The sequence below is a fragment of the Kitasatospora sp. NPDC022785 genome, assembly GCF_055561295.1.
Map to the genome: position 1 here is coordinate 117,232 of NZ_JBVHHB010000011.1, position 24,623 is coordinate 141,854.

Consider the following 24,623-nt stretch of genomic DNA (forward strand, 5'->3'; position numbering starts at 1 on the left):
CTCAGGTGAGCAGGTGGAAGGGCTGGGTGCTCAGGTGAGCAGGTGGAAGGGGTGGGTGCTCAGGTGAGCAGGTGGAGGGGGTGGCCGGTGAGCGGGTCGTCGCGCTGCCAGGCCTCGGCCAGGCCGTCGACGCCGGACAGGTCGCCGAGCAGGATCGCGCCGACCAGCCGGTCGCCGCGCAGGACGAGCTTCTTGTAGCTGCCCCGGGTCGCGTCGGTGAGCCGCAGCACGTCCAGGCCCGGGTCGAGGGTCTCGTCCACGTCGCCGAAGGCCGCGTACTCCAGGCCGCCGGTGCTGAGCCGGGCCGGCGGCCGGGAGCCCGTGTAGCGGGCGTCCGGGTCGGCGCCGGAGAGGTGGAGCGCCAGCACGTCGGCCTGGTCCCAGGCGGGGAGCGCCAGGCCGTGGACGGTCTCGCGGTGTTCGGCGCAGTCTCCGATCGCGTACACGCCGGGTACGGCGGTGGCGAGCCGGTCGTCCACCAGGACTCCGGTGGCGACCGGGACGCCGGCGGCGTGCGCGAGCGCGGTCCGCGGCCGGGTGCCGCAGGCGAGCACCACCAGGTCGCACTCCAGGAGGTACCCGCTCGCCAGCTCGACGCCGGTGACGCGCTCCTCGCCCCGCAGGGCGCGGGCGCGGTTGCCGGTGTAGGTCTCGACCCCGAGCGCACGCAGTCCGGCCCGGAGCACCGATCCGGCCTCGGCATCGAGTTGACGTTCGATCAGATAGGGCCCCTGGTGGACGACTTCGACCGGGACGCCGAGGACGGCCAGCGCCCGGGCGGCGCTCACGCCGAGCACCCCGCCGCCGATCACCACCGCCCGGCGGGCGACGACGGCGTCCTCGGCCAGCCGGGCGCAGTCGTCCAGGCTGCGCAGGGTGTGGACGCCCTCGGTGAGGCCGCGGCCGTCCGCGCGGCGCAGGCCGCGAATGGGCGGCAGCACCGGGTTGGAGCCGGTGGCGAGCACCAGGTCGTCCCACGGTTCCACGGCGCCGTCGGCGAGGCCGAGCGTGCGGGCCGCGGTGTCGAGCGCCACCACCTCGCAGCCGGGGCGCGGTTCGGCCCCGCCCAGCGGCAGCGCGATCGCCTCGGCGTCGTAGCGGCCGGTGAGCACGTCGGCGAGCAGCACCCGGTTGTAGGGGGCGCGGGCCTCGGCGCCGTAGACGGTGACCCTGCCGGTGCCGCCCAGCGCGGTGTGGCGCTCGGCGAAGCGGGCCGCGGCCATGCCGCCGCCGACCACCGCGATCCTGCGGTCCTTCGCGGTCCTCATGACGCCACCTCCCCGGCCCGTTCGACCCGGACCGCGCAGAGCTTGAACTCCGGCATCCGGGAGACCGGGTCGAGCGCCGGGTTGGTGAGGGTGTTGGCCCGCCCGGCACCCGGCCAGTGGAACGGCATGAAGACGGTGTCCGGCCGGATGGTGTCGGTGACGCGGGCCGGCGCCACCGCCCGGCCGCGCCGGCTGACCACCGTGACCAGCTCGCCCTCCGTGACGGCGAGGCGGGCGGCCAGCCGCGGGTGCAGCTCCACGAAGGGGCCCGGCGCGGCGGCGTTCAGCTCCGGCACCCGCCGGGTCTGCGCGCCGCTCTGGTACTGGGCGAGCACCCGGCCGGTGGTCAGGTACAGCGGGTAGTCGCTGTCCGGCTCCTCCGCCGCCGGGCGGTGGGTGACGCCGGCGAACCGGGCGCGGCCGTCGGGGGTGGCGAACCGGTCGAGGAAGAGCCGCGGCGTGCCCGGGTGAGCCTCGTCCGGACAGGGCCAGAAGACGCCGCCCTGCGCCGCGATCCTCCCGTAGCTGATGCCCGCGTAGTCGGCGTCCCCGCCGGCCGACGCGCGGCGCAGCTCCTCGAAGACCGGCTCGGCCTCGGCCGCGAAGCCGTCCACCACGCCGAGGCGGGCGGCGAGTTCGCGCATGACCCAGAGCTCGCCGCGTACGCCCTCGGGCGGGTCCAGCGCACGGCGGCGGAGGATGACCCGGCCCTCCAGGTTGGTGGTGGTGCCGTCCTCCTCGGCCCACTGGGTGACCGGGAGCACCACGTCCGCCAGCCGGGCGGTCTCGGAGAGCACCGGGTCGGCGACGACCAGCAGGTCCAGGGTGCGCAGCCGGGCCGTGACGTGGGCGGCGTTCGGCGCGGAGACCACCGGGTTGGAGCCCATCAGCAGCAGCGCCCGGGCGCCGCCGGGCCGCCCGAGCCCGTCCAGCAGCTCGTACGCGGAGCGGCCCGCGCCGGGCAGCGCCGCCGGGTCCACGCCCCAGACGCCGGCCACGTGGGCCCGGGCCGCCGGATCCTCGATCGAGCGGTAGCCGGGTAGCTGGTCGGCCTTCTGGCCGTGCTCGCGAGCGCCCTGGCCGTTGCCCTGGCCGGTCAGGCAGCCGTAGCCGGAGCGGGGCCGGCCGGCCTTGCCGGTGGCCAGGCAGAGGTCGATCCAGGCGCCGACGGTGTCCGTCCCCTTGCTCTGCTGCTCCGGGCCGCGGGCGGTCAGCACCATGCCGGTCGCCGCCCTGCCGAACAGCTCGGCGGCGGTGCGCAGTTGCGCCACCGGGACGCCGGTGAGCCGCTCCACCCGGTCCGGCCAGAGCGCCATCGCGGCGGCCCGCGCCCGGTCGAAGCCGGTGGTGCGGGCGGCGACGAACTCCTCGTCGACCCGGCCGTCCGCGATCACCAGGTGGAGCAGGCCGAGCGCCAGCGCGAGGTCCCCGCCGGGCCGGGGCTGGAGGTGCAGGTCCGCCTCGGCCGCCGTCCGGGTACGGCGCGGGTCGACCACGATCAACGTGCCGCCGTTCTCCCGGAGTTCGCGGAAGTAACGGAGCGCCGGCGGCATCGTCTCGGCCGGGTTGCCGCCGACCAGGATCAGGCAGTCGGTGTGCGGGATGTCCTCCAGCGGGAACGGCAGTCCGCGGTCCAGTCCGAACGCCCTGCGGTGCGCGGCCGCCGCCGAGGACATGCAGAACCGGCCGTTGTAGTCGATGTTGGCGGTGCGCAGCACGACCCGGGCGAACTTGCCCAGCTGGTAGGCCTTCTCGTTGGTCAGCCCGCCGCCGCCGAACACCCCGACGGCGTCCGCCCCGTGGCGCTCGCGGACCGCGGCCAGGCCCTCGGCCACGCGGTCCAGCGCCTCCGCCCAGCCCGCCGAGCGCAGCGGCCCGCCCGGCCGGTCGCGCAGCAGCGGCCCGGTCAGCCGGACGTCCCGCGCCAGCAGGGCGGGCGCCGAACGGCCCTTGCCGCAGAGCGCGCCACGGTTGACGGGGAAGTCCGGCCGCTCCAGCACCTCGGCCCGGGCCGCACCCACCTGAGGTCCGGTGCGCAGCCGCATGCCGCACTGCAGCGAGCAGTACGGGCAGTGGGTGTCGGTGGTCGTCGTCATGGCGACGAATCTGACCGGTGATCGTTTCGCCGCCGGGTCCCCCGTGTTGCGCGCGCGGTACGCCTCGCTCACGCCCTCGCCGGACCGGGGTGCGCGGCCGGACATCAGTCGTAACCGGACGGGCGGATTCGCTAACGCGCAGGTGACGGGCGGGCAATCCCCGCGTAACGCGGCCACCGCACCCTTGCGGCCATGGCACCCTCCCCCACACCCGCCGGTCCGCGTCCCCCCGCACAGCCGGGCCCCCTCACCGGCTTCAGCATCGGGGTCACCGCCGCGCGCCGCCGCGACGAACTGGTCGCCCTGCTCACCCGGCGCGGCGCCCAGGTGGTCGAGGCGCCGGTCCTGCGGATCACCCCGCTCGCCGACGACCTGGCCCTGCGTCAGGCCACCGAACGCTGTCTCGCGGCGCCGCTCGACTACGTGGTCGCCACCACCGGCGTCGGCTGGCGCGGCTGGATGAGCGCCGCCGAGGGCTGGGGCCGGGGCGCCGCCCTCGCCGACGCCTGCCGGGACGCGGTGGTGCTCAGCCGCGGCCCCAAGGCCACCGGTGCGGTCCGGGCCAGCGGCCTCGGCGAGGGCTTCTCGCCCGACTCCGAGGCCACCGACGAGCTGCTCACCTGGCTGCTGGCCCGCCCGCTGGCCGGCCGCCGGATCGCCGTCCAGGAGCACGGCATCCGGCTGGACGCCTTCGCGGCCGCCCTGCGCGAGCGCGGCGCCGAGGTGATCTCCGTCCCCGTCTACCGCTGGGAGCCGCCGGACGACCCGGCACCGGTGCGGCGGCTGGTCGAGCAGACCGTCCGGCGCCAGGTCCACGCGCTCACCTTCACCAGCGCCCCGGCGGTCACCGCGTTCGTGGAGACCGCCACCGCCGAGGGCCTGCGCGGACCCCTGCTGGACGCGCTGCGCGGGGACGTCCTGCCGGTCTGCGTCGGCGCGCTCTGCGCCCGGCCGTTCGCCGAACTCGGCCTGCCCGTGGTCTTCCCCGAACGCGGCCGGCTCGGCTCGCTGGTCCGCCTGCTCGCCGAGGCGCTGCCCGGGAGGGGCCGACAGGAGGTGGCCCTCGCCGGGCGGGTGCTGACCCTCCAGGGAAACGCCGTACTGGTCGACGGCCGGAGCCACTGGCTCAGCCCGCGCGGCGCCGCCGTACTGCGCGCCCTCGCCGAGCGGCCGGGCCGTGTACTCAGCCGCGCCGAACTGCTCCGCACCGCCTGGGCCGACGCCACGGCGGACGAGCACGCCGTCGAGGCGGCGGTCGGGCGGCTGCGGGCGGCGCTCGGACCGCACGGCGGGCTGATCCGGACGGTGCCCAAGCGCGGATACCGCCTGGCGGCGGGCTGATGGGCGCCGGCGTGCGGCCGGGGCCGGGGCCGGGGGCGCCTCCGGGCGCAGGCCCGGGGCGGGGTGACCGCCCGGCGCTGCTCGCCGTCGCACACGGCAGCCCCGACCCGGCCGGGGTCGCCACGACCAGGGCGCTGCTGGAACGGGTGCGCGCACAGCGGCCCGGACTGGACGTCCGCTGCTGCTTCCTGGACCTCGCCACGCCCTCGCTCCCCCAGGCGCTGGCCCGGCTCCGCGACGACCGGCCGGCCGTCCTCGTGCCGCTGCTGCTCGGCACCGGCTACCACCTGCGGGTCGACATCCCCGGCGCGCTGACCGCCGCCCGGCCGCCGCACGTCCGGCTCGCCCCCGCGCTGGGCCCCGACCCGCTGCTGGCCGCCGTGCTCGCCGACCGGCTCGCCGAGAGCGGGCGGCCCGCGGGCGCCGGCCCGGTGGTGCTCGCCGCGGCCGGCTCCTCCGACCCGGCGGCCGTCACCGACACCCGCCGGATGGCCCGCCTGCTCGCCGCGCGCCTCGCCGACGGCCGGCCCGTCGTCCCCGCCTACCTGTCCGCCGCCCGCCCGACGCCACGCGAGGCCGTCGAGGCCCTGCACGCCGAGGGCCACCAGCACGTCGCCGTCGCCACCCATCTCCTCGGCCCCGGCTTCTTCGCCGACCGCGCCGCCGGCACCGCCGCCCGCTGGACCAGTGCCCCGCTCGGCGCCCACGACGCCCTCGCCCGCCTGGTCGCCGCCCGCTACGACCGCGCATGCCTCGACCTGGCACGCGACGACCCGGCGTACGGCGACCGGGCATGCGAGGACCGGACGTACGGCGACGCGGCCCGGCGGCGGCCGGAGCCGGCGATCGCCCGCGGCTGAGGCCGGGGCCGCGCGATCGGGCCGGTCCCTCGGGGCGTGCCGAAGGCCCGCGGGGCTGCGACGGGATGCCGGCTCCCCGACGCTGTCGGCCTGCTCACATCCGCACGTCGGACCGGGACGGGCCCGCCGCCGCTGCGTAGGGTGGATCTTGTCGGTGCGGGTGGCGCTCGGGTGACGGGGTGGACGTTGGGTACGGGAACTTCTCTGACGGCTCGTCAACTACTCGGCCTGCTGGTCGATTCGGGCACCTTCCGGAGCTGGGACGAGCCGCTCGGCCCGGAGCCCGCCGAGGCCGGCTACCGGGCCGCGCTGGCCCGGGCGCGGGAGCGGACCGGCACGGACGAGGCGGTCGTCACCGGAGCCGGACTGATCGGCGGCCGGGCGGTGGCGCTGGTGGCCTCCGAGTTCGGGTTCCTCGGCGGGTCGATCGGGGTGGCCACGGCCGAGCGGATCACCCGGGCCGTGGAGCGGGCGACCGCCGAACGGCTGCCGCTGGTCGCCCTGCCGGTCTCGGGCGGGACGCGGATGCAGGAGGGTTCGGCGGCCTTCCTCTGCATGCTCCGGATCACCGCCGCCGTCCAGGCCCACCGCGCGGCCGGCCTCCCCTACCTCACCTACCTGCGCAACCCCACCATGGGCGGCGTGTTCGCCTCCTGGGGAACGCTCGGGCAGCTGGTCTTCGCCGAACCGGACGCCCGGCTGGGGTTCCTCGGACCCCGGGTGTACGAGGAACTGCGCGGCGTGGAGCTGCCCGCCGACGTGCAGCGCGCCGAGACACTGGCCGGGCGCGGCCTGGTGGACGCGGTGGTCCCAGCGGAGGACCTGCGCGAGGTCCTGCGGCGCTCACTGGCCGTGCTCACCCTCGAACCGACGCCCGCGCCCGGCGACGCCCGGACGGACGGCCGGACGGACGCCCGGCCCACCGGGCCCGCGGCCCGCCCCGACGCCTGGGAGTCCGTGCGCAGCACCCGCCGGCCCGACCGGCCGGGCGCGCGTGAGCTGCTGCGCCGCACCGCCGAGGAGCTGGTCCTGCTGGACGCCCCCGGCGGCCGGGACGGCGCGCTGGTGCGCGCGCTCGCCGTGCTGCACGGCCGGCCCGCGCTGGTGATCGGGCAGCAGCGGCAGGAGCCGGGCCGGGAACGCCCGTTCACCGCCGCCGACCTGCGCGCCGTCCGCCGCAGCGCCCGCCTCGCCGAACAGCTCGGGCTGCCGCTGGTCACGGTGGTCGACACGGCCGGCGCCGAACTCTCCGCCCAGGCCGAGCTGGACGGCATCGCCATCGAGATCGCGCACTGCCTCACCACCCTGCTCGCCCTGCGCACACCCGTCCTCGCGGTGCTGCTCGGCCAGGGTTCGGGCGGCGGCGCGCTCGCCCTGCTGCCCGCCGACCGGGTGCTCGCCGCCGAACGTGCCTGGCTCGCCCCGCTGCCGCCCGAGGGCGCCTCGGCGATCGTCCACCGCGACGGCGCGCACGCGCCCGAACTGGCCCGCTCGCAGGGCATCGGCGCCTACGACCTGGCGGACGTCGGCCTGGTCGACACCGTCGTGCCCGAGCGGCCGGACGCCGCCGAGGAGCCGGCCGCCTTCTGCGACCGGCTAGGGCAGGCGATCGGCGCCGCGCTCGGCGCCCTCACCGCCACCCCGGAGCCGCAGCGCCTCGCCGCCCGCGCCGCCCGGCACCGCCGGCTGGGGGACGTCCTGGGCTGACGAGTCCCCCGGGCGGGGTCGGGGCGGGCCGGCGCGACTCAGCGCCGCCGCGAGGACGCGGTCAGGCAGGCTGCCACAGCTCGACCCGGTTGCCCTCGGGATCGGTGACCCAGCCGAATCGACCGACCCCCTCCATGTCCTGCGTCCCTTCGGCGACGTCCGCTCCCTTGGCGCGCAGTTGCGCGAGCATCGCGTCCAGGTCGCGGACGCGGAAGTTGAGCATGGTCTGCTGGGAGCGGGGGCCGAAGTAGTCGGTCCCGGACTCGAACGTCGCGAAGACCGTCGGCCCGGCTCCCTGACGCCACAGGCCGTGCTCATCGGCGTCCAGGCCCAGGCAGTCGCGGTACCACGCATTCAGGGACACCGGGTCGGCGGCCCGCAGGAAGTACCCACCGATTCCAAGCACATGTTCCATGCCGCCATCCTGCCAGGACGGCGGCCGGGCGGGCCGGCACCACACCACCGCCCGCATCCGCCCCCGCCCGGCCACGCCGGACTCGTCAGGGAGTGTGCCCCGCCGGGGCCGGCGCGGCGGTGAGGGAGGCGGCCAGCCGGTCGAGGGCGGCGGCCTCCGGGGTGCCCTCCCCGGCGCTGAACACGTGCACCACCAGGCCCGTCTCGCCGGGCGCGGCCGGAACGTGCAGCGTCTCGAAGTCCAGGGTCAGCGGCCCGGTCACCGGGTGGCGCAGCCGCTTGCGCCCGGCCGAGCACATCACGACCTCGCCGGTGGCCCAGATCCGCCGGAAGTCCGCACTGTGGGTCGACAGTTCGGTGATCAGCGCGGCCAGCTCCAGGTCGTCCGGGTAGCGGCCCGCGGCGACCCTCAGCTGACCGACGGCCTCGCGGGCCCGGTCCTCCCAGTCGGGGTGGACGTCGCGGGAGGCCGGGTCGAGGAAGAGGAAGCCGGCGTTGTTCCGGCCGCGGCGGGGCGGGTCGGCGAGGCCGCCGATCAGCTCCGCACCCAGGCTGTTCCACGCCACCACGTCCAGGCGGTGGTCGGTCGCGAAGGCGGGGAAGGGGGCCATGGTGTCCAGGAGCCGCTGCAACAGCGGGCTGGCCGTCACCCGGGGCGCGGTGCCGCGCCTGGCCCCGGCCAGGGTGGCGAGGTGCCCGCGCTCCGCCGCGTCGAGGCCGAGCGCCCGGGCGAGTGCGTCGAGCACCTCGGGGGACGGCTGGGTGGCCCGGCCCTGTTCGAGGCGCACGTAGTAGTCGACGCTGATCCCGGCCAGCTGGGCCAGCTCCTCGCGCCGCAGCCCGCGCACCCGCCGGTGGCGGCCCCCGGCGAGCCCGACGTTCTCCGGCGCGACACGGCCGCGGCGGGCGCGCAGGAAGCCGCCCAGCGCGCGCCGGGCGTCGCCCACCCCGTCGATCCCCTCGGCCCCGTCGATTGTGCTGCCGCCGTCCGCGCGGCCGGTCCCGTCCCTCTTGTCCGTCACAGCTGTGCGCTCGATGCGGTCCACCCCGTTCATACGGTCAAGTATGGGTGGCCCTCGCAGTACCAGGACCACCGGTCCGACGGTCGAACAGGGTTCTGGCCGGCCGGCGGCGCCCGGGAGAGTGTGGTCCGCATGACCGATGCCACGCCGCAGCCGCGGAAGAAGATCCTTGTCGTCAGCGCCCACCCGGAGCCCCGTTCGCTCAACGCCTCCCTCACCGCCTTCGCCGTCGAGCACCTGCGCGCGGCCGGGCACGAGGTGCAGGTGTCCGACCTCTACGCGATGAAGTGGAAGGCCGCGGTGGACGCCGACGACTTCCCGCAGCACGCGGCGGACGGGCGGCTCGCGGTGATGGCCGCCTCGGAGCGGGCCACGCTGGCGGGGCGGCTGGCACCGGAGATCGCGGCGGAGCAGGAGAAGGTGCTCTGGTCGGACGCGGTGATCCTGCAGTTCCCGATGTGGTGGTTCTCGGCTCCCGCGATCATGAAGGGCTGGATCGACCGGGTGTTCACCGCCGGCTTCGGCTACGGCCCGGCCGTTCCGCCGCCCTACAGCGAGGGCGCACTGGCGGGGCGGCGGGCGCTGGTGTCGGCGACGATGGGCGCCCGCGAGTCGGCCTTCTCGGACCGGGGGATCCACGGGCGCCTGGCCGACGTCCTGTACCCGCTCCAGCACGGCCTGTTCTGGTTCGCCGGGGTGGCACCGCTGGAGCCGTTCGGGGTGTTCGAGTCGAACGACCTGCCCGAGGAACGGTTCGCGCAGGCGCGTCGCGCGTACGCGCGGCGGCTCGACGGCCTCTTCACCGACGAGCCGGTCCCGTTCCGCACGCTCGTCGGCGGCGACTACGACCACGACATGCGGCTGCTGCCCGGGGTGGAGGAGGCGGGGGCGAGTGGGCTGGACCTGCACGTCCGCCCGCGGGGCTGAGCCGGGGGCCGCGGCCCCGCTGGGGTGTGGCGCCGCTCTCAGATCGTCTGTACACGCAGTGGCGCCGGCCGTCCGGTGGGTGACGGCCCCGGGTGGGCGGTCGGTGAGTGCGCTCACACGCGATTGGCCGCCACGACGACCGGTAGTGGTCGGCGGGCGGCAGTCCGGGCGGACGCTCTTCGGGCGCATCCGCCGACGTCAACGGGCACCTCGGCGGCCGCCGTGGCGGGCCCTTCGAATCCACGGCGCAGCCCCGCACTACGACGACGCATCGTAAACAGGGGGTCTTGGCGACGGCCGATCCGGTCTGGCAACAATGGCTCAGTCGTCAGCCGCCCCGGCACCTGTCCCGCCGGGGAACGGCTAGCTGCCGAGTCACGCCCCGCGACCGTATCGGCCCCTGTCCGGCCATTGGTCGAGGCGGGGCGTGACACCGGCCCAACCTGATTGAGGTCCTGTTCTTCATGCCCGCTTTCAAGCTCCGTATGCGCACTTCCGCTGCTCTTCTTGCCGGCGCCGCCGGTGTGACCGCCCTGGGTGCCGGTCTGATGCCCGCCACCGCCTCGGCCGCGACCGCCTCCCCGCAGGCCATCGCCGCCCAGATCGTGCCGGCCAACCAGCTCTCCTCGTTCAGCCAGATCATCTCCCACGAGTCCAGCTGGAACGTGACCGCGACCAACCCGAGCTCGGGCGCGTACGGCCTGGCCCAGGCGCTGCCGGGCTCCAAGATGGCCTCGGCCGGCGCGGACTGGAAGACCAACCCGAAGACCCAGATCAAGTGGGCGCTGGACTACATGAACACCCGCTACGGCAGCCCGAACGCCGCCTGGTCGTTCTGGCAGACCCACCACTGGTACTAAGCCGCTCCACTCCGGCAGAAGCCGGACCGTCGAGCCGCCGAGTCACCGAGTCTCCGAGCCACCGCGCAGGCGAGCAGCTGAGCCGCTGAGCCGCTGGGGCTCCGACGCCCGCCGTCAGACCGCTGTCCCCCCTCACCCCGGGGATCGGACAGGGAGATCCGGGGTGACCGAGAGGGCCCGTGCACGCGTGATCCGCGTGCACGGGCCCTCTCGCCCGTTCCCGGGCCGGGCGCCCAGCCCGCCGGTCACCGCGCCGACGCCGGCGGCCGTCCTCCGGCTCGTCCCACCGCCGGCGGCCGTTCACCGGCTCCTCCCACCCCGGCGGCCGGGCAGCGGGAGCCGACGGCCCGTCAGCCGAGCGTCAGCCCTCGTCCAGGCCGAGCAGCGCGCGCGTGCGGCGGTACTTGGCCGCCAGCCGCTCGGCCGTCGCGGGGTCGAGACTGGCCAGCCGGACCGGGTCGGCGTTGTGCGCGAGGTCGGCCTGCTTGACCAACAGGGCGCCGGGGGTGGCCAGAATGCGAGCGGTGTACTCCTCGAGCGGCTCGCCCGGGCGTTTGGTGAGGGCGTCGACGATCACCTTGGTGGTGTCCGGGAGCGCGGCCGCCGCCAGCCAGTCCCGGGTGAGCGCGTCGTCCTCGATCGCGTCGTGCAGCCAGCCTGCCGCGATCTGCTCCGCGCTGCCGCCGCGGTCCGCCACGCCGTGGGCGACCGCGGCGAGGTGCTCGGCATAGGGGTGGCCGTTCTTGTCGACCTGCCCCTCGTGCGCGCGCCGTGCGATCGTCTCCACCTCAGCCAGGCTCAGATAGTCCACCAGGTCATCGTAGGCCTCCGGGCATCTGGTTGACTGCGGCGGTGCCGGGCGACCCCCGGCCGCGCCCACGCACCGCCCACGGGCGGCCGACACGCGTGTCGCCACCGCGCCACGCCGCCAGGCCGCCAGGCCGCCACGTCGCCGTCCCGACCCGGCGACCCGAGCCCTCCGAGGAACCATGCCCAGCCTGCATCCGTTGCTCTCCGGCTTCGCCCCGATCTGGGCCCTCACCGGGGTCGGCTACCTGGTCGGCCGCAGCGGCCTGCTCGGGCCGCACGCGGACACGGTGCTGAACCGGTTCGTCTTCCATGTGGCCATGCCTGCCGCGCTCTTCCTGATGATCGCGCGCGAGCCGCTGGACCGGTTCGCCAACCCCTCGATGCTCGCCTTCGCCGCCGGAACGGTGGTCGCGACGGGGCTCGGACTGCTGGCCGCGCACCGGCTGTTCGGCCGGGAGCTCCCCGAGCGGGCGATCGGCGGCATGGCGGCCGGCTACGTCAACTCGGCCAACCTCGGCATCCCCGTCGCCGTGCAGGTGCTCGGCGACGCGTCCTTCGTCGCACCGGTGGTGCTGTTCCAGATCCTGCTGGTCACGCCGGCCGTGCTGACCGTGCTGGACAACGGGCGCGCCGGCCGTCGCGCGCTGCGCACGCTCCCGCTGCGCAACCCGATCCTGCTGGCGGTCGCCGCCGGCGCCGTGGTCTCCGCCGTGACCTCCGCGACGGGGTGGCACCTGCCGGACGAACTCAACCGTTCCTGCACGCTGCTCGGTGGCGCCGGCGTGCCGACCGCGCTGGTGGCGCTCGGTATGTCGCTGCACCACCGCCCGGCGGCCTCCGGCACGGCCCGGTACGCGGAGGTCGGGGTGGCCGTCGCGGTCAAGACGCTGATACAGCCGCTGGCCGCGTTCGCCGTCGGCGCGTTCATCCTCCACCTGCCGCCCCACCAACTGCTCACCGTCGTACTGTTCTCCGCCCTGCCGACGGCGCAGAACGTCTTCACCTACGCCCGCGAGTACGGGAAGGGCACCGCGCTGGCCCGGGACTCGGTGCTCTGGTCCACCCTCGTCTCGATGGCGACGCTCTCGGCCGTCAGCTGGGCACTCGGGCCGGCCTGAGGCGCCCCCGCGCCGGCCGGGTCCGCCTCCACCGTCGCGTCGGCCCGGTCACTCCTCGTCGCGGGCCGCGGCGACCACCTCCGTCATGGCCAGCAGGAACCGCCGGGCCGTCGCCAGCTCCGCCTCGTCGAACCGGCCCATCGCGGCCACCAGATCGGCGATCAGACGCCCGAAGAACGCCTGCCCCAGCTCCATCGCCCGATCCTCCAACAGCAGTTGGACCTTGCGGCGGTCCCCCGGATCGCGCTCGCGGCGGATCAGGCCGAGCCGCTCCAGCCGGTCGATCAGGCCGGTGGTGCCCGCCGAGTTGAGCCGCATCGCCTCGCCGAGCCGCCCGGGGGTCACCACCGTGCCGGCCCGGGCGGCGTCCAGCAGGTGGATCAGTGCCCGCAGGTCGGTCGGGTGCAGGCCGTTGCGTCCGGCGAACTCGGCGCCGAACAGGTCGAGTTCGACGGTCAGCCCGCGCAGCAGATGGACCAGCTGCATCGGTTCCTCGGTTCTGTCCACCCTGTCGTCCTTCCCCGGGCACATCCGTGCGACTATTCTCTCGCTCAGCGAGATTATTGTTCAGCGAGTAAGTTCGCCGTCCACCGGAGGGCATGATGTCAGCACGCTCCGCCAGAACGTCCGACGCCACCGGCACCGCCGCTCCCCCGGAGGCCGGACTCGACGCCTTCTTCGCCGCCTACGACGCAGCCCTGGCCCGCTGGCCCGTCCCCGTCGAGGCCCTCACCGTCCGCACCCCGCACGGCACCACCCGGGTCAACGCCTGCGGCCCCCGCGACGGCCGCCCGCTGGTGCTGCTCCACGGCGGCGGCGCCACCTCCACCGGCTGGCTCGCCAACGTCGGCCCGCTCGCCGCCGCCGGCCACCGCGTCCTCGCCGTCGACCTCATCGGCGACCCCGGCCGCAGCACCCTCGACGGCCCGCCGCTCGCCGGTGTGCCCGGCCTGCTGGGCTGGCTGGACGCCGTCCTCGACGGCCTCGCCGTCCCCCGGGCCGACCTCTGCGGCCACTCGTACGGCGGCTGGATCGCGCTGGAGTACGCGTTGCACGCCCCGGCCCGCATCCGCCGGCTCGCACTGCTGGACCCCACCCAGTGCTTCACCGGTTTCCGCCCCGGCTACCTGTTCCGCGTCCTCCCCCTCTTCCTGCCGCCCCGCACCGCCGGCAAGGCGCGCCGCTACCTCGGCTGGGAGACCGGCGGCACCGGCCTCGACCCGGCCTGGCGCGAGGTGTACGCCCTCGGCCACTCCGAGTACCCCGCCGTCCGCCCGGTCACCGGCCGCCGCCCGGACGCCGCCCGTCTGCGCACCCTCGGCGCCCCGGCCCTGGTGCTGCTCGCCGAGCACAGCCGCCCGCACGACGCCCGCCACGTCGCCACCCTCGCCCGGCAGGCCCTCCCCGAGGCCACGGTGACCGTCCTCCCCGGCACCTCCCACCACAGTCTCCTGACGGCCCGGCCGGCCGAACTCAACCGCCGGCTCACCGAGTTCCTCGCCCCACACCCCGGACGCACCTGAGGGCCACCGCCCGGGCTCCGGGCGGGCGCGACCCCACCGGTGACGGTGCGGCAGGCGGCCGGCGGCTCCTATGATCGGGGGCAGGTCCCGCACGCACCCGCGATCGTCCGGACAGGTGAGGTCGAGATGACGGCAGCAGCACTGGCGATGTTGCGGGCGGCCGGGGCCGAGGTGGTGGAACACCCAGGCGGCACACTGCTCGCGCACCTGCAGCGGGTCGCCGCCCTTCTCGATACGTGGGGCGCTCGCCCGGCGCTGGTCTCGGCCGGCCTCTGCCACGCCTTCTACGGGACGGACGGCTTCCCGGTCGCGCTGCTGGATCCCGGTCGCCGCGCGGAGCTGGTCGAGGCGATCGGCACCGAGGCCGAGGCGCTCGTCCACTTCTACGCCTCCTGCGACCGCGCCTCCTCCTACCGCGGACTGGCCGACGAGGCAGGCCCGTTCGTCGACCGCTTCACCGGCACGCAGCGGTGCCCGAGCCTCCGGGAACGCCGGGACTTCGCCGAACTCACCGCGGCCAACGAGCTGGACCTCGCCGCCGTCAGCCCGGAGTTCCGCGCCCGCCACGGCGCGGGCCTGCTCGACCTGTTCACCCGGTGGCGGCCACTGCTGTCCGACCCGGCCCGGGCGCACTGCCGCAGCGTCCTGGGAGCGAGCGGCCCGGTCCCGCCGTCATGACCACACCTCCTCCCGCCTCCCGGTCCGCCTCCCGCTCCGACCTCGTCGACGAGCTCGTCCGCTCCGGTGCCCGGCTCGCCGACACACTCGCCGGCCTGACCGACGCCGACCTGCGGGCCCCCTCCGCCCTCGCCGGCTGGACGCGCGCGCACGTCGTCGCCCACCTCGCCCGCAGCGCCGACGCCTACCGCGGGCTGCTGGCGGCGGCCCGCACCGGCGCCGGGCCCGACCCGCGCCCGGGCGCCGGGGCCTTGGCGCGAGCCGTCGAGGACGGCGCGGCCCGCCCGGCCGCCGACCTCGTGAACGACCTGCGGAACTCCCTCGCCGGCCTGATCGAGGATGCCCGGTCGATGCCCGCGGCCGCATGGGACGCGAGGGTGACCGCCCTGGCCGGCTGGCCCCACCCGGCCTGGTTCACCCTCCACCGCTGCCGGCGGGAGCTGGAGACCCACCACGCCGACCTGGCCGCCGGCTACGGCCCGCCCGACTGGCCCGCCGCCTACGTCGCCTGGGCCCTCGACGACACCCTCGCCGCCCTGGCCGCCCGCGACTTCGCCCTCGGCCGGGTCGACGCCGTCGACCTCGGCCGGCACTGGACCCTCGCACCGACCGGCCCGTCCGTCGCCGCCCCCGGCCACGCCCTGCTCGCCTGGCTCGGCGGCCGCGCCGACGCCCCTCTCCGCAGCACCGCCGGCGCTCCCCTCCCCACACCCCCCGCCTGGCCACTCCCCCCGGTCCAGGCCTGGACCTGACCGGACGTGACGACAGGCCCGGACACGACCGGACGTCACGCGGCTTCGAGTGCCGCCCCGCTCCTCCCGCGCCCGGCCGCCTTCCCGCCCGTCGGGGGCCGCCGCCGTACTCCGTGGGTCCGGTGAGGCCGGCGGCGGCCCCGGTGGGTGAGCGATGAGCCCGGCGGGTGCCGGCGGGGGCGGTCGTCAGTAGATCAGGTAGCCGGGCCGGTGCCCCTCGTCCTCGATCTCGCCGGTGGCCTGCGCCCGCAGCTTGCGGGAGAGCTCCTCCAGCGCACGGGAGGCCGCCACCTCCTCGCCGATCCGGGCGAGCGGGCGGTCCTCCGCGCTCTTGACCGCCTCCCCGTGGGCGCTGAGGCCCGGAGCCCTGGCGCCGGTCAGCCTCGCGTTGCACCCCGTGTGCACACCGTCTTCCTCGAAGCTCAGCTCCACGTCCCATTGGTTGTGCATGCCACACCTCCTGGTGCCGGCCCCCGACGTGCCTGTTCAGACCGGCACGGATGCGGACCCCGTGGCGGCTGCTCACACCAGCGTGCGCCCGCTGCGCCTGCGGCGGCAAGCGCGGCGGGCGCGGCGGGAGCGGCACTCCGGGCCCGGCACTCCGCCGGCACTCCCGGCCACGAGCTCCCGGCCACGAGCTCCCGACCCCCGGCCCGCGGTGTCCCGGGGGTCGGTGTCCCGCCCCGGCGGTAGGCTGGCGACAGCGCGCCACAGCCGCGGTCGAACCACGGACCGACGGTCCGGCGCCGGCAGCGACGTTCGGGTGGTCCCTCCGTGGCGGTCTTCCTTCTCGCACTCAGCGCCGCCTGCTGCTTGGGTCTCGGCTTCGTCCTCCAGCAGCACGCGGCACAGCGGGCGCCGCGCTCCGACCTGCTGCACTGGCGACTGCTGCTCGACCTGGTGCGGATGCCGGAGTGGCTGCTCGGCACCGGCTTCATGGTCAGCGGTCTGATCCTCTCCGCGCTCGCCCTCAACCAGGGCGAAGTCTCGCTGGTCGAACCGCTGCTCGCCACCAACCTGCTGTTCGCGATGGCGCTCTCCCGGGTGCTCACCCACCAGAGCCTCGGCCGCTCCGGCTGGGCCGGGGTGCTGCTGCTCGGCCTCGGCGTGACCGCCTTCATCGTGGCCGGCCGTCCCAGCGGAGGCGGTCCACCGGCCGGGGAGCTGCGCCATTGGCTGGTCGTCGGCACGGTCACCGGGCTGACCCTGCTGCTGGTCTCCCTCGCCCGCCGGCTGCCGCTGTTCGAGGAGGCCACCCTGCTCGCCCTGGCCGCCGGCCTGCTCTACGGCCTCCAGGACGCGCTCACCCGGACTACCACCCAGCGCCTCGACCACGACGGACTCGACGCCGTCCTGCGCAGCTGGCAGCCGTACGCGGTGGTGGCGGCCGGCGTGGTCGGACTGCTGCTGGTGCAGAGCGCGTTCGAGGCCGCGCCGCTGCGGATGTCGCTGCCCGCGCTGACCGCCGCCCAGCCGATCTCCGGGATCGTGTGCGCGGTCGGCTTCCTCGGGGACCGCCTGCGGGTGACCCCCGGTGCGCTGGCCTGGGAGTCGGCCGGACTGGTGGCCATCGTCATCGGCGTGATCGTGATCGGCCGCCACCCCGCCATGCCGGGGACCACCCGCGACCTCCTGGAGACCGTCGGCGAACTTCCGGAGGACGTGGACGGGGAGGCGGTGGAGGACGAGGGGCTCGCGACGAGCGGGCCCGCGGGCGGGCCCGGGTCCGGCGGCCGCGGCGACCCCGACCCGCCGCACCCCACCGCCGGCCGCCCCGGCACCGGCGGCCGCCCCGCCACCGACGACGCCGACGGCTCGGGCCACTCGGGCCGCTCCGGCGGCTCCCGGTAACGGCCCGGCGACCGCGGGACCAACGGCGGCGGAGAGGCGGCGGCATGTGCTGGAGCGCGCAGGCGGACCTGGTCGCAGGCGGCGTGGTGTCCGGCATCGGCGTGCTCTGCCTGGTCCGGATCCACCGCGCCGGACGGCCGGAACGGCTGCCGCTCGCCGCGCTCCCCCTCGTCCTGGGCGTGCACCAGCTGGTCGAGGCCGCCGTCTGGTACGGCATCGACGGCGGGCTACCCGCCGGACCGGCCGGGTGGGCGCGGACGGCCTGGGCGGCGATCGCGCTGCCGCTGCTGCCCGTGCTCGTCCCGGCGGGCGTCTGGTGCGCGGCCCGGGAACCGGCCCGCCGGCGCGTGGTCCTGCCCTTCGTCCTCCTCGGGCTGCTCGTCGCCGTCCCGCTCGCCGTGGCCGTCGCCGTCCACCCGGTGGCGGCCACCGAACACGGCCACACCCTCAGCTACGCCATCGGTCTCCCCCACCCGGCCGTCCTGCTGACCGGCTACCTGCTCGCCACCGTCGGTTCGCTCCTCCTCAGCGGCGACCGCCTGCTCCGCCGCCTCGGCCTCCTCACCGGTGTGGGCGCCGTCGTCTGTGCGCTGCTGTGGCGGCTGGCGTTCGTCTCCACCTGGTGCGCGCTGGCCGCCCTGGCGAGTCTGCTCCTCCTGCACTGGACCGGCCGCCCTCCGCGCGGCTGACCGCCATGGGCACTGTGTTCAGGCGACGAGCGCGAGCCGATCGAGGCCGAACAGGGCCGCGACAGACTGTGACGACCCTCTTGTCCCTCGGAGAACGCACCCATCACTCTAAGAAAGACAACGGCTTCCCAGGCCCGATCGGGTCGGGACAGGCCGGCCAGGTCAGGTCCGGCTCGGGAAGCGGGCGGCGATCTCCTCCATGATCGTCTCCCGGCCCTCGTACGGGAACTCCTCCCGGGGCCAGTGGACCACCATGTCGGTGAAGCCGATCCCGGCGTACAGCTCGGCCGCGTGGAAGAAGGAACCGGCGGACTCCAGGGTGCCGTCGACCATCCCGCCGGTGAGCAGCACCCGGTCGATGGTCGCCGGGTCCCGGCCGGCCGCCTCACAGGCCCGGTCCAGTGCCTCCATCTGCCGGCGGAACAGCGGGACCAGGTCCTGGTACGGCCGGCGCTCGAAGTTGCCCGCCTCGCCGGCCGTCACCCAGAGGTCACCGTGCTCGGCGGCCAGCCGCATGCCGCGCGGGCCGGTCGCCGCGACGGCGAACGGCAGCCGGGGGCGCTGCACGCACCCCGGGTGCAGGTGCACCTCGTGCGCGGTGAAGTACGCGCCCTGGTAGCTGGTCTCGGGCGAGCGGAGCAGGCGGTCGGTGAGCTCCACAAACTCGGCGAACCGCTCACCGCGCTCACGGGCGCTCGGCGACTTCCCGCCGGTCGCCTCGTCGTCGTAGACGCCGGCGCCCGCGCCGAGGCCGCAGATGATCCGGCCCTGGGAGATGTCGTCCAGCGCCATGAGTTCCTTGGCGAAGGTGACCGGGTGGCGGAAGGTCGGGCTGGCCACCATGGTGCCCAGCCGGATCCGCGACGTGGCCGCGGCGGCCGCGGCCAGCGTCGGTACCGCCCCGAACCAGGGTTTCTCCCGCAGCCAGCGCCACATCAGGTGGTCGTAGGTCCACGCGTGGTCGAAGCCGAGTTCCTCGGCCCGCACCCATCGCCGCCGGGAGTCCGCCCAGCGGCGGTCGGGCAGAATCAGCGCACCGTATCGCATCTCGTCACTTCCCTCAGACCGACTGCGGCTGCAGGTCGAGGTCGCTGGAGTCGAGCCCCGCAGCGTGCTCGGCCACCCGCACCATGGTTCCGAGGAGGTCGCGTTCGACCTCCAGCACGTCCGCGTCCCGCAGCTCCGGCGGCCGCTGCTCGTCCTCGCCCCCGGAGTTCAGGCCGTGCGCGACCAGGTCGAGGGCGACCGCCTCCAGCCGGCGCAGCAGCTGCGGGACGACCTGGCCGTCGGCGTCGTGCGCGCGGGCGGTCATGAAGTAGTTGTCGTACAGGATCCCGAGCAGGTTCGAGCGCCGGTTGCCGCCGGTCGAGACGGCCTCCTGGAGCAGCGAGCCGCCGGCCGGGACGAGCTTGGCGGCGACGCCCGAGTGGACCAGGTGACTGACGGCGACCGCACGCCGCAGCTCGGCCACCACGGACCCCCCGCCCAGCCAGGACAGCTGCCTCCCGCGGAACACCTGGCGCACGGCCGTGAAGTCGGGCGCCCACGTGCCGCTGAAGCCGGGGTGCGCCAGGAACATCGAGGGCCGGATCAGCTCCTCGTAGACCTCGCGCGAGCAGGATCCGGTGTAGAGCAGCATCGCGCAGTAGCCGCGGACGTACGCGGACATCGCCGCGATGGCGTTCGCCTGCCGGACCCCCTCGGTGAGGGTGGCGGTACGCATCTCCTGCGCCAGCAGCCGCCAGATGACGAAGGAGATCTGGTGGCCGGTGATCCAGCGGAACCAGTGGACCCTCGGATCCGGTGCGTCCGTGGCGGCGTCCACGCCGGACGACGGGCCTCCGGGCAGCGGGGAGTCGCCGTGCGCGAGCAGGGTCGGGCAGAGCTCGCGCAGGTCGGGGCCCGACGCGGCGTCCAGCCGCAGTCGCCCGAGCTCCTCGTCGGCAGCCGCGGGCGGCGGCAGGATGAGCGGTTCGAGGCCGTAGGGGCGGCCGGCGAAGGTCCAGCCCTCAGGCGTGGACAGCTCGGCGGACAGTGCCTCAAAGCTGATGTTCATGAACCATCCGGCACGTAGGTGAACTCGAATTCGAGGCCGTTGACGTCGTAGGTGTAGAAGCTCCGGATGCCGTCCGCGTCGATCACGATGTCGGTGGGCCCCTCCGGCCGGGCGAAGTGGTAGCGCCCGGACTCGTGGAGCTCCACCCAGTGGTCCCGCCACCACTGGAGCCGCTCCGGCGAGTCGGCCGACAGGCAGGTGTGCTGGAACTGCACGGTGTTGCCGCCGGGCAGCCGGTCGTCCTGACCGGTCTGCTCGAACAGGTGGAACCGGACGTCCCCGACCATCACCTCGGTCAGGCGGGTGATCCCGGGAAGCCGGCTGAGCGTCAGCTCCGAGAAGGTGTCCAGCGTCCAGGTCTCCCGGGCACCGAAGTAGTCGCGGTACCACGCCAGACAGTTGTCCAGGTCCGCAGTCTGTATGCCGATGTGGTGATGGTGGACTGTCATTGATGATTCCTGTCAGCTCGCCCGATTCGTGGCGCGGTGTGCGTGCCGGTGGCCAGGGCCCGTCAGGAGTCCCTGGCCACCGCATCGGCCCGTTCCGCGAGTGGAAGTGCCCGTCGTCGTGTGGCCGCTACTTCTCGATGCGCTCGAGGTTGGTGTGGTGGTACAGGTCCGCCACCTTCTTGACGATCCGCTCGTCGCCGCTCAGCCGGGCGATCTCCGTCATGGTGCTCCAGACGAACTTCGGGCCGCCGTCCTTGCGGTAGTGCTTCCTGATGACGAGGCCGAGCACCTCCATGATGTTCTCCTCGTCGATGACCCCCGACAGCGCGTGAATGCCCTCACGCTCCTCGGCGGTCAGCTCCGGACGCTCGCAGAGGTTGGCCTCCGGGATGCCGCCCGTCAGCTCGTGCTCGAACTTGAACAGCTTCTCCACGTCGTCCACGTTGGCGACGTCGATCAGCAGGTGGACGCGGCGGGTGTCGCCGACGACACCGGCGCTGTGCGGCTTGGTGACGTCGATGAACCAGACCTCGCCCTCCTTCATCCGGTAGACCGAGTCGGACTCGTTGAACATCGCGTCCTCGGCGGTGGAGAGCACGATGTGCACGCGGTGCGCGATCCGCGCCTTCGAGACGTCGTCGGACAGCTCGACGTAGTCGCGGTGCGGGACCAGCACGCTGTTGCTGAGTGCCACGAGACGGGCGAAGGTGATGTGCTCGGTCGCGAAGTGCTTCCGGATCAGCTCCTGGACGTACGGCAGGCGCTCGCCGTCGGCGGTGAACGCGGCCGGCTCGGACGGGTCGAACTGCGAGAGGACGGTGCCCTCACCGCCGCCGGGCGTCATCAGCATGGCGCTCTTCCACGGGCGGCCGCAGACGAACTCGTCGTACGGCTCGCCGAAGTTGATGCCGAGGCTCGCCTCCAGGTCGTCCGACAGCTTCGTCTGGTCGAGGTCGATCTTGCCGATCAACTGCGTACGCATGGCTCACTCCTTGACTCGCTCATTGGACCCCAGAGGAATGCGATCACCGCGTGAAAGGCTGCACAGTGCCGGCGGGGGGATTCGCCCAGGAGATCGTGCGAGGAATTGCTGTCCAGATATGCGCAACTCGTCCTCGGGGATACCCATGCTAGGCGGATGAGGCCGAACGGACGGGCGGCAATGGAGGCAGGCCGGAGGCAGCCTTCCCACCCGCCGGATGGGCCGCACAACGCGTCGGGCCCGGCCCGTCGGATACGACGGGCCGGGCCCTGCGGAATCTCCGTGTCCGCACGGTGACCGTTGGTCAGCCGGTGTCCGGGCGGGGAGTCCGGCCGCGTGACGCCGCCGCCGTCTCCCGGGGCGGGCCGGACGGGACCTAACCGACGTGGAAGTCGGGAATCCAGGTGCCGATGCCCGCCTTCTCCGCGACGGCCTGGACGTGGGCCGCCACGGCGATGTCGAGAATGCCGAGTCCGAACTGCGAGTACACCACCACGCCGTCCGCGCTCCGGCGGGCCGGCTGCCGGCCGCGCACCACGTCGCCGAGCGTGGTGCGGATGAAGTCCCGTCGGCCGTGGCGCTGTTCCAGCAGGTGCAGCGAGGTGTTGACCCGGAGGACGTGGTCGGGGTCGTCCACCACGTTGTCGTGCCGCTCGATCTCGTCGGGGGCGATGTCGCGCACCGACATGTGCAGGACGGTCGCGCCGCGGGGGCACCCGGCCAGGCTCTCGATGTGCGGCGCGGGCGTGTTGGTGGCGATCGACACCAGCGGAGCGGCGCTCAGCACCGCGTCGGCCGAGCCGACCGCCTCGACCGCGGCGTCGGGCGCGAACTCCCTTACGCGGGCGGCGAAGGCGTGGGCCCGCTCCGCCACGATGTCGAACACCAGCAGGCGCCACCCCTCGCCGTACACGGCACGGAGGTAGCGCACGATCGAGAGGTTGATCGGCCCGCAGCCGATGGCGCCGACGGTGGTCAGCCGTTCCTCGCCGTGCAGGGTGGACGCCGCGAGGGCCGCACTGGCGCCGGTGCGCGCGAGGTTGATCGCCGAGGCCTCCATGAGGGCCGTGACGCGGCCGTCGGCAAGGGAGTTGAGTGCGATGACGGAGGAGGCGCGGTCCTTGCCGGCCTCGGCGTTGCCGGGGAACGACGAACTCCACTTCATCCCGGCCCGCTCCTCGTCGGTGCGCAGGTAGGCGGGCATCCCGACGATGCGGTCCCGGGGCCGGGTGGCGACGGTGAGGAAGCTGGAGAGCGGTACGGCCGTCGCACCGTCCGCGTGCGCCTCGTAGGCGGACCGCACCGCGGCCAGCACCTCGGCCTGCCCGCCGGCCAGGCAGGAGCCGACCTGCTCGCGGGTCAGGACCAGTACCCCGTCATTCATTTCCGCTCTCCCCATCCGGTTCTCCAGGTGAATGCCGTCATCGAACGCCGGCGCGTGCCAGTAGTTCACATGGGGAGCCCGACTCGGCGGATCTGCCGCATTTCTGCCCGGGAAATTGCCGCTGTGACGGGCGCGATATCTCCTCCCCCGGTGCAGGTCCACGTTGCTAGGATCCCTCATCCATGGCTGCTTTTCTCAAGGGTGACTACGCCAGGCTCTGGCTGGCATCCGGAATGTCCTCACTGGGAGACGGCGTCACGGTCGCCGCCGGCCCGCTGCTGATGGCGACCATCAGCAGGAATCCCGCGGTGGTCGCCGGCGCCGTGTTCGCCCAACAGCTGCCGTGGTTGCTCTTCTCGCTCTTCAGCGGTGTGTTCGTCGACCGCGTGGACCGGCGGCTCGTCGTGGGCGCGGTCAGTGTGCTGCGCGCCGTGGTGATGACCGTGCTCGCCGTGCTGGTGTGGCGCGGGTGGGCGAGCATACCCGCCGTCTACGCGGCGGTCTTCCTGCTGGGCGTGGGCGCCACGCTCGCGGACAACGCCGGTCAGGCGCTGCTGCCCAGTGTGGTCTCCTCGGAGGAGCTGCCGAAGGCCAACGCCTGGCTGTCCGGCATCCGCATGGTGTGCAACCAGTTCGCCGGCCCGCCGCTCGGCGGCTGGATGTTCGTCTTCGCGGCGGCCCTTCCGTTCGGGACGGACGCCGCCTGCTTCGTGCTCGCCGCCGTCCTCGTCCTCTCGCTCCGCCCCCGCCCCGGCCACAGCCCCGGTGACGCCGCGGCGCCGGCCCCGGACGCCACGCCCGCGGCGCGCGGCACGGTGTGGCAGGAGATCGCCGAGGGCCTCCGCTGGCTGTGGCAGCACAAGGCCATGCGCATGCTCGCGGTGACGATGGGCCTGATGAACCTCACCTACGGCGGCATCTTCGCGGTGTACGTGCTGTGGGCGCGCGAGCGGCTCGGATTGACCGGAGCCGGCTACGGCCTGCTGCTCGCGGTGTCCGCCGTGGGCGGGGTGATCGGCACCGTGTCCGTCTCGCGCCTGGAGGCCAGGTTCGGATCGGCCGCCCTGCTCCGCGCGGGGCTGCTCGTCGAGACCCTCTCCCACCTCGTCCTCGCCGTGACCCGCGCGCCGTGGATCGCGGCGGTCACGCTCGTGTTCTTCGGCGCCCACGCCACGATCTGGGGCGTCGTCGGGGTGACGCTGCGCCAGCGGGTGACCCCGAGCGAGATGCTCGGCCGGATCAACAGCGTCTACATGCTGTTCAGCATGGGCGGCGCCGCGATCGGCTCGCTGCTCGGCGGCGTCATCGCGCGGTCGTTCGGCATCACCGCGCCCTTCTGGGTCGGCTTCGTGGCGATGACCGTGATGACGGCGCTGGTCTGGCGGCTGATGACGCCGGCCAAGCTCGACGCCGGGCGCGAGCCCGTCGCCACCGCCGTCTGACCCCCGGCGCCGTCCTTCACCCCGGCTACCGCCCCGGTGCGGCGGCCGCCCTCGTCCCTCCGCAGACCGGAACTCCCGGAGTCAGGAAAGTGAACCGACATGACCACTGAGCACACCCCCACCGCCGTGGAAGAGACGCTGCGCGAGCTGTTCGCCCAGGTGCTCGAACTCGACGTACGGCAGATCTCCCTCGACGACGACTTCTTCAGCCTCGGCGGCCACTCGCAGCTCGCCATCCGCCTGGCGGCCCTGGCGCGCAAGCGGCTCGGTGTGAAGGTCGCCGTCGCGGACGTGTTCTCCGCCCCGACGGTCGCCGGCCTCGCGCTCTGCGCCGCCCAGGCCGCCCCGGTCACCCCGCTGACCCGCCGTACGGCCGAAGGCACCGCCGCATGAG

24 protein-coding genes and 1 pseudogene are annotated in these 24,623 nt (G+C 74.8%); 13 read left to right on the plus strand and 12 right to left on the minus strand.

Annotated features, from left to right (window positions below):
• Window positions 1-59: 59 nt before the first annotated feature.
• Window positions 60-1,268: an NAD(P)/FAD-dependent oxidoreductase gene (locus ACZ3YO_RS19740; protein ID WP_465570806.1), complete on the minus strand. Its 1,209-nt coding sequence runs from the start codon at window positions 1,266-1,268 to the stop codon at window positions 60-62.
• Window positions 1,265-3,364, minus strand: coding sequence for a molybdopterin oxidoreductase family protein (locus tag ACZ3YO_RS19745; protein ID WP_465570808.1), 2,100 nt, complete (start codon window positions 3,362-3,364; stop codon window positions 1,265-1,267). The genes ACZ3YO_RS19740 and ACZ3YO_RS19745 overlap by 4 nt, the downstream gene beginning before the upstream one ends.
• 192 nt (window positions 3,365-3,556) lie before the next feature.
• Between ACZ3YO_RS19745 and ACZ3YO_RS19750 the strand changes: the two genes are divergently transcribed.
• The 3 genes from ACZ3YO_RS19750 (at window position 3,557) to ACZ3YO_RS19760 (ending at window position 7,272) form a co-directional block, all read left to right on the plus strand.
• On the plus strand, window positions 3,557-4,705 hold the full coding sequence (locus ACZ3YO_RS19750) for a uroporphyrinogen-III synthase (RefSeq protein WP_465570810.1): 1,149 nt from the start codon (window positions 3,557-3,559) through the stop codon (window positions 4,703-4,705).
• Window positions 4,705-5,565: a sirohydrochlorin chelatase gene (locus tag ACZ3YO_RS19755; RefSeq protein ID WP_465570813.1), complete on the plus strand. Its 861-nt coding sequence runs from the start codon at window positions 4,705-4,707 to the stop codon at window positions 5,563-5,565. The genes ACZ3YO_RS19750 and ACZ3YO_RS19755 overlap by 1 nt, the downstream gene beginning before the upstream one ends.
• Before the next feature lie 186 nt (window positions 5,566-5,751).
• Window positions 5,752-7,272: a carboxyl transferase domain-containing protein gene (locus tag ACZ3YO_RS19760; protein ID WP_465570815.1), complete on the plus strand. Its 1,521-nt coding sequence runs from the start codon at window positions 5,752-5,754 to the stop codon at window positions 7,270-7,272.
• A 61-nt stretch (window positions 7,273-7,333) separates the two neighbouring features.
• Here the strand turns inward: ACZ3YO_RS19760 and ACZ3YO_RS19765 are convergent, their stop codons facing one another.
• Both ACZ3YO_RS19765 and ACZ3YO_RS19770 read right to left on the minus strand, forming a co-directional pair.
• Window positions 7,334-7,687, minus strand: coding sequence for a VOC family protein (locus tag ACZ3YO_RS19765; RefSeq protein WP_465549846.1), 354 nt, complete (start codon window positions 7,685-7,687; stop codon window positions 7,334-7,336).
• Between the two features lie 85 nt (window positions 7,688-7,772).
• A complete protein-coding gene (locus tag ACZ3YO_RS19770; protein WP_465570818.1) occupies window positions 7,773-8,741 on the minus strand; it encodes a helix-turn-helix domain-containing protein in 969 nt (322 codons plus the stop codon).
• 99 nt (window positions 8,742-8,840) lie between these two features.
• Between ACZ3YO_RS19770 and ACZ3YO_RS19775 the strand changes: the two genes are divergently transcribed.
• On the plus strand, window positions 8,841-9,635 hold the full coding sequence (locus ACZ3YO_RS19775; protein ID WP_465549842.1) for an NAD(P)H-dependent oxidoreductase: 795 nt from the start codon (window positions 8,841-8,843) through the stop codon (window positions 9,633-9,635).
• 485 nt (window positions 9,636-10,120) lie between these two features.
• Window positions 10,121-10,495: an aggregation-promoting factor C-terminal-like domain-containing protein gene (locus tag ACZ3YO_RS19780; protein ID WP_396322511.1), complete on the plus strand. Its 375-nt coding sequence runs from the start codon at window positions 10,121-10,123 to the stop codon at window positions 10,493-10,495.
• Window positions 10,496-10,856: 361 nt separating this feature from the next.
• On the opposite strand, the gene ACZ3YO_RS19785 is transcribed toward ACZ3YO_RS19780, so the two are convergent.
• Entirely contained in the window at window positions 10,857-11,306 is a 450-nt protein-coding gene (locus ACZ3YO_RS19785) for an HD domain-containing protein (protein ID WP_465570823.1), read from the minus strand.
• A 178-nt stretch (window positions 11,307-11,484) separates the two neighbouring features.
• Here ACZ3YO_RS19785 and ACZ3YO_RS19790 point away from each other — a divergent pair, with 178 nt between their 5' ends.
• Complete coding sequence (locus ACZ3YO_RS19790) at window positions 11,485-12,423, plus strand: AEC family transporter (RefSeq protein WP_465570825.1); 939 nt, start codon at window positions 11,485-11,487, stop codon at window positions 12,421-12,423.
• 48 nt (window positions 12,424-12,471) lie between these two features.
• Here ACZ3YO_RS19790 and ACZ3YO_RS19795 read toward each other — a convergent pair whose 3' ends face one another.
• Window positions 12,472-12,909: a MarR family winged helix-turn-helix transcriptional regulator gene (locus ACZ3YO_RS19795; protein ID WP_465571000.1), complete on the minus strand. Its 438-nt coding sequence runs from the start codon at window positions 12,907-12,909 to the stop codon at window positions 12,472-12,474.
• Between the two features lie 113 nt (window positions 12,910-13,022).
• Here ACZ3YO_RS19795 and ACZ3YO_RS19800 point away from each other — a divergent pair, with 113 nt between their 5' ends.
• From ACZ3YO_RS19800 to ACZ3YO_RS19810, 3 genes are all read left to right on the plus strand, one after another.
• Window positions 13,023-13,946, plus strand: a complete 924-nt coding sequence (locus ACZ3YO_RS19800; RefSeq protein ID WP_465570827.1) for an alpha/beta fold hydrolase — start codon at window positions 13,023-13,025, stop codon at window positions 13,944-13,946.
• Window positions 13,947-14,072: 126 nt separating this feature from the next.
• Window positions 14,073-14,624, plus strand: a complete 552-nt coding sequence (locus ACZ3YO_RS19805; RefSeq protein WP_465570830.1) for a DUF6817 domain-containing protein — start codon at window positions 14,073-14,075, stop codon at window positions 14,622-14,624.
• The gene (locus ACZ3YO_RS19810) at window positions 14,621-15,376 is read left to right on the plus strand and encodes a maleylpyruvate isomerase family mycothiol-dependent enzyme (protein ID WP_465570833.1); all 756 of its coding nucleotides are present in this window, start codon (window positions 14,621-14,623) and stop codon (window positions 15,374-15,376) included. Before ACZ3YO_RS19805 ends, ACZ3YO_RS19810 begins: the two co-directional genes overlap by 4 nt.
• 186 nt (window positions 15,377-15,562) lie before the next feature.
• Here the strand turns inward: ACZ3YO_RS19810 and ACZ3YO_RS19815 are convergent, their stop codons facing one another.
• Window positions 15,563-15,826: a dsRBD fold-containing protein gene (locus ACZ3YO_RS19815; RefSeq protein ID WP_148641447.1), complete on the minus strand. Its 264-nt coding sequence runs from the start codon at window positions 15,824-15,826 to the stop codon at window positions 15,563-15,565.
• Between the two features lie 324 nt (window positions 15,827-16,150).
• Between ACZ3YO_RS19815 and ACZ3YO_RS19820 the strand changes: the two are divergent.
• Both ACZ3YO_RS19820 and ACZ3YO_RS19825 read left to right on the plus strand, forming a co-directional pair.
• Window positions 16,151-16,990: pseudogene (locus ACZ3YO_RS19820) on the plus strand (DMT family transporter); the annotation flags it as partial.
• 281 nt (window positions 16,991-17,271) lie between these two features.
• On the plus strand, window positions 17,272-17,916 hold the full coding sequence (locus ACZ3YO_RS19825) for a DUF6629 family protein (RefSeq protein ID WP_465570835.1): 645 nt from the start codon (window positions 17,272-17,274) through the stop codon (window positions 17,914-17,916).
• Window positions 17,917-18,078: 162 nt separating this feature from the next.
• Here ACZ3YO_RS19825 and ACZ3YO_RS19830 read toward each other — a convergent pair whose 3' ends face one another.
• The 5 genes from ACZ3YO_RS19830 to sbnB all read right to left on the minus strand — a co-directional run bounded on the left by ACZ3YO_RS19830 (window position 18,079) and on the right by sbnB (window position 22,787).
• Window positions 18,079-18,963: an LLM class flavin-dependent oxidoreductase gene (locus tag ACZ3YO_RS19830; RefSeq protein ID WP_465570838.1), complete on the minus strand. Its 885-nt coding sequence runs from the start codon at window positions 18,961-18,963 to the stop codon at window positions 18,079-18,081.
• Window positions 18,964-18,976: 13 nt separating this feature from the next.
• Entirely contained in the window at window positions 18,977-19,972 is a 996-nt protein-coding gene (locus ACZ3YO_RS19835) for a hypothetical protein (protein ID WP_465570840.1), read from the minus strand.
• Window positions 19,969-20,421 (minus strand): VOC family protein, encoded by a 453-nt coding sequence (locus ACZ3YO_RS19840; RefSeq protein ID WP_396322520.1) that lies wholly within the window; start codon window positions 20,419-20,421, stop codon window positions 19,969-19,971. The genes ACZ3YO_RS19835 and ACZ3YO_RS19840 overlap by 4 nt, the downstream gene beginning before the upstream one ends.
• Before the next feature lie 127 nt (window positions 20,422-20,548).
• Window positions 20,549-21,403 carry an aspartyl/asparaginyl beta-hydroxylase domain-containing protein gene (locus ACZ3YO_RS19845; protein WP_465570844.1) on the minus strand — a complete coding sequence of 285 codons (855 nt, stop codon included), beginning with the start codon at window positions 21,401-21,403 and terminating at the stop codon, window positions 20,549-20,551.
• Window positions 21,404-21,779: 376 nt separating this feature from the next.
• Window positions 21,780-22,787, minus strand: a complete 1,008-nt coding sequence (gene sbnB, locus ACZ3YO_RS19850) for a 2,3-diaminopropionate biosynthesis protein SbnB (protein WP_465570846.1) — start codon at window positions 22,785-22,787, stop codon at window positions 21,780-21,782.
• Between the two features lie 182 nt (window positions 22,788-22,969).
• Here sbnB and ACZ3YO_RS19855 point away from each other — a divergent pair, with 182 nt between their 5' ends.
• Window positions 22,970-24,229 carry an MFS transporter gene (locus ACZ3YO_RS19855; protein ID WP_465570849.1) on the plus strand — a complete coding sequence of 420 codons (1,260 nt, stop codon included), beginning with the start codon at window positions 22,970-22,972 and terminating at the stop codon, window positions 24,227-24,229.
• 99 nt (window positions 24,230-24,328) lie between these two features.
• Window positions 24,329-24,622: a phosphopantetheine-binding protein gene (locus ACZ3YO_RS19860; protein ID WP_465570852.1), complete on the plus strand. Its 294-nt coding sequence runs from the start codon at window positions 24,329-24,331 to the stop codon at window positions 24,620-24,622.
• Window position 24,623: the final 1 nt, after the last annotated feature.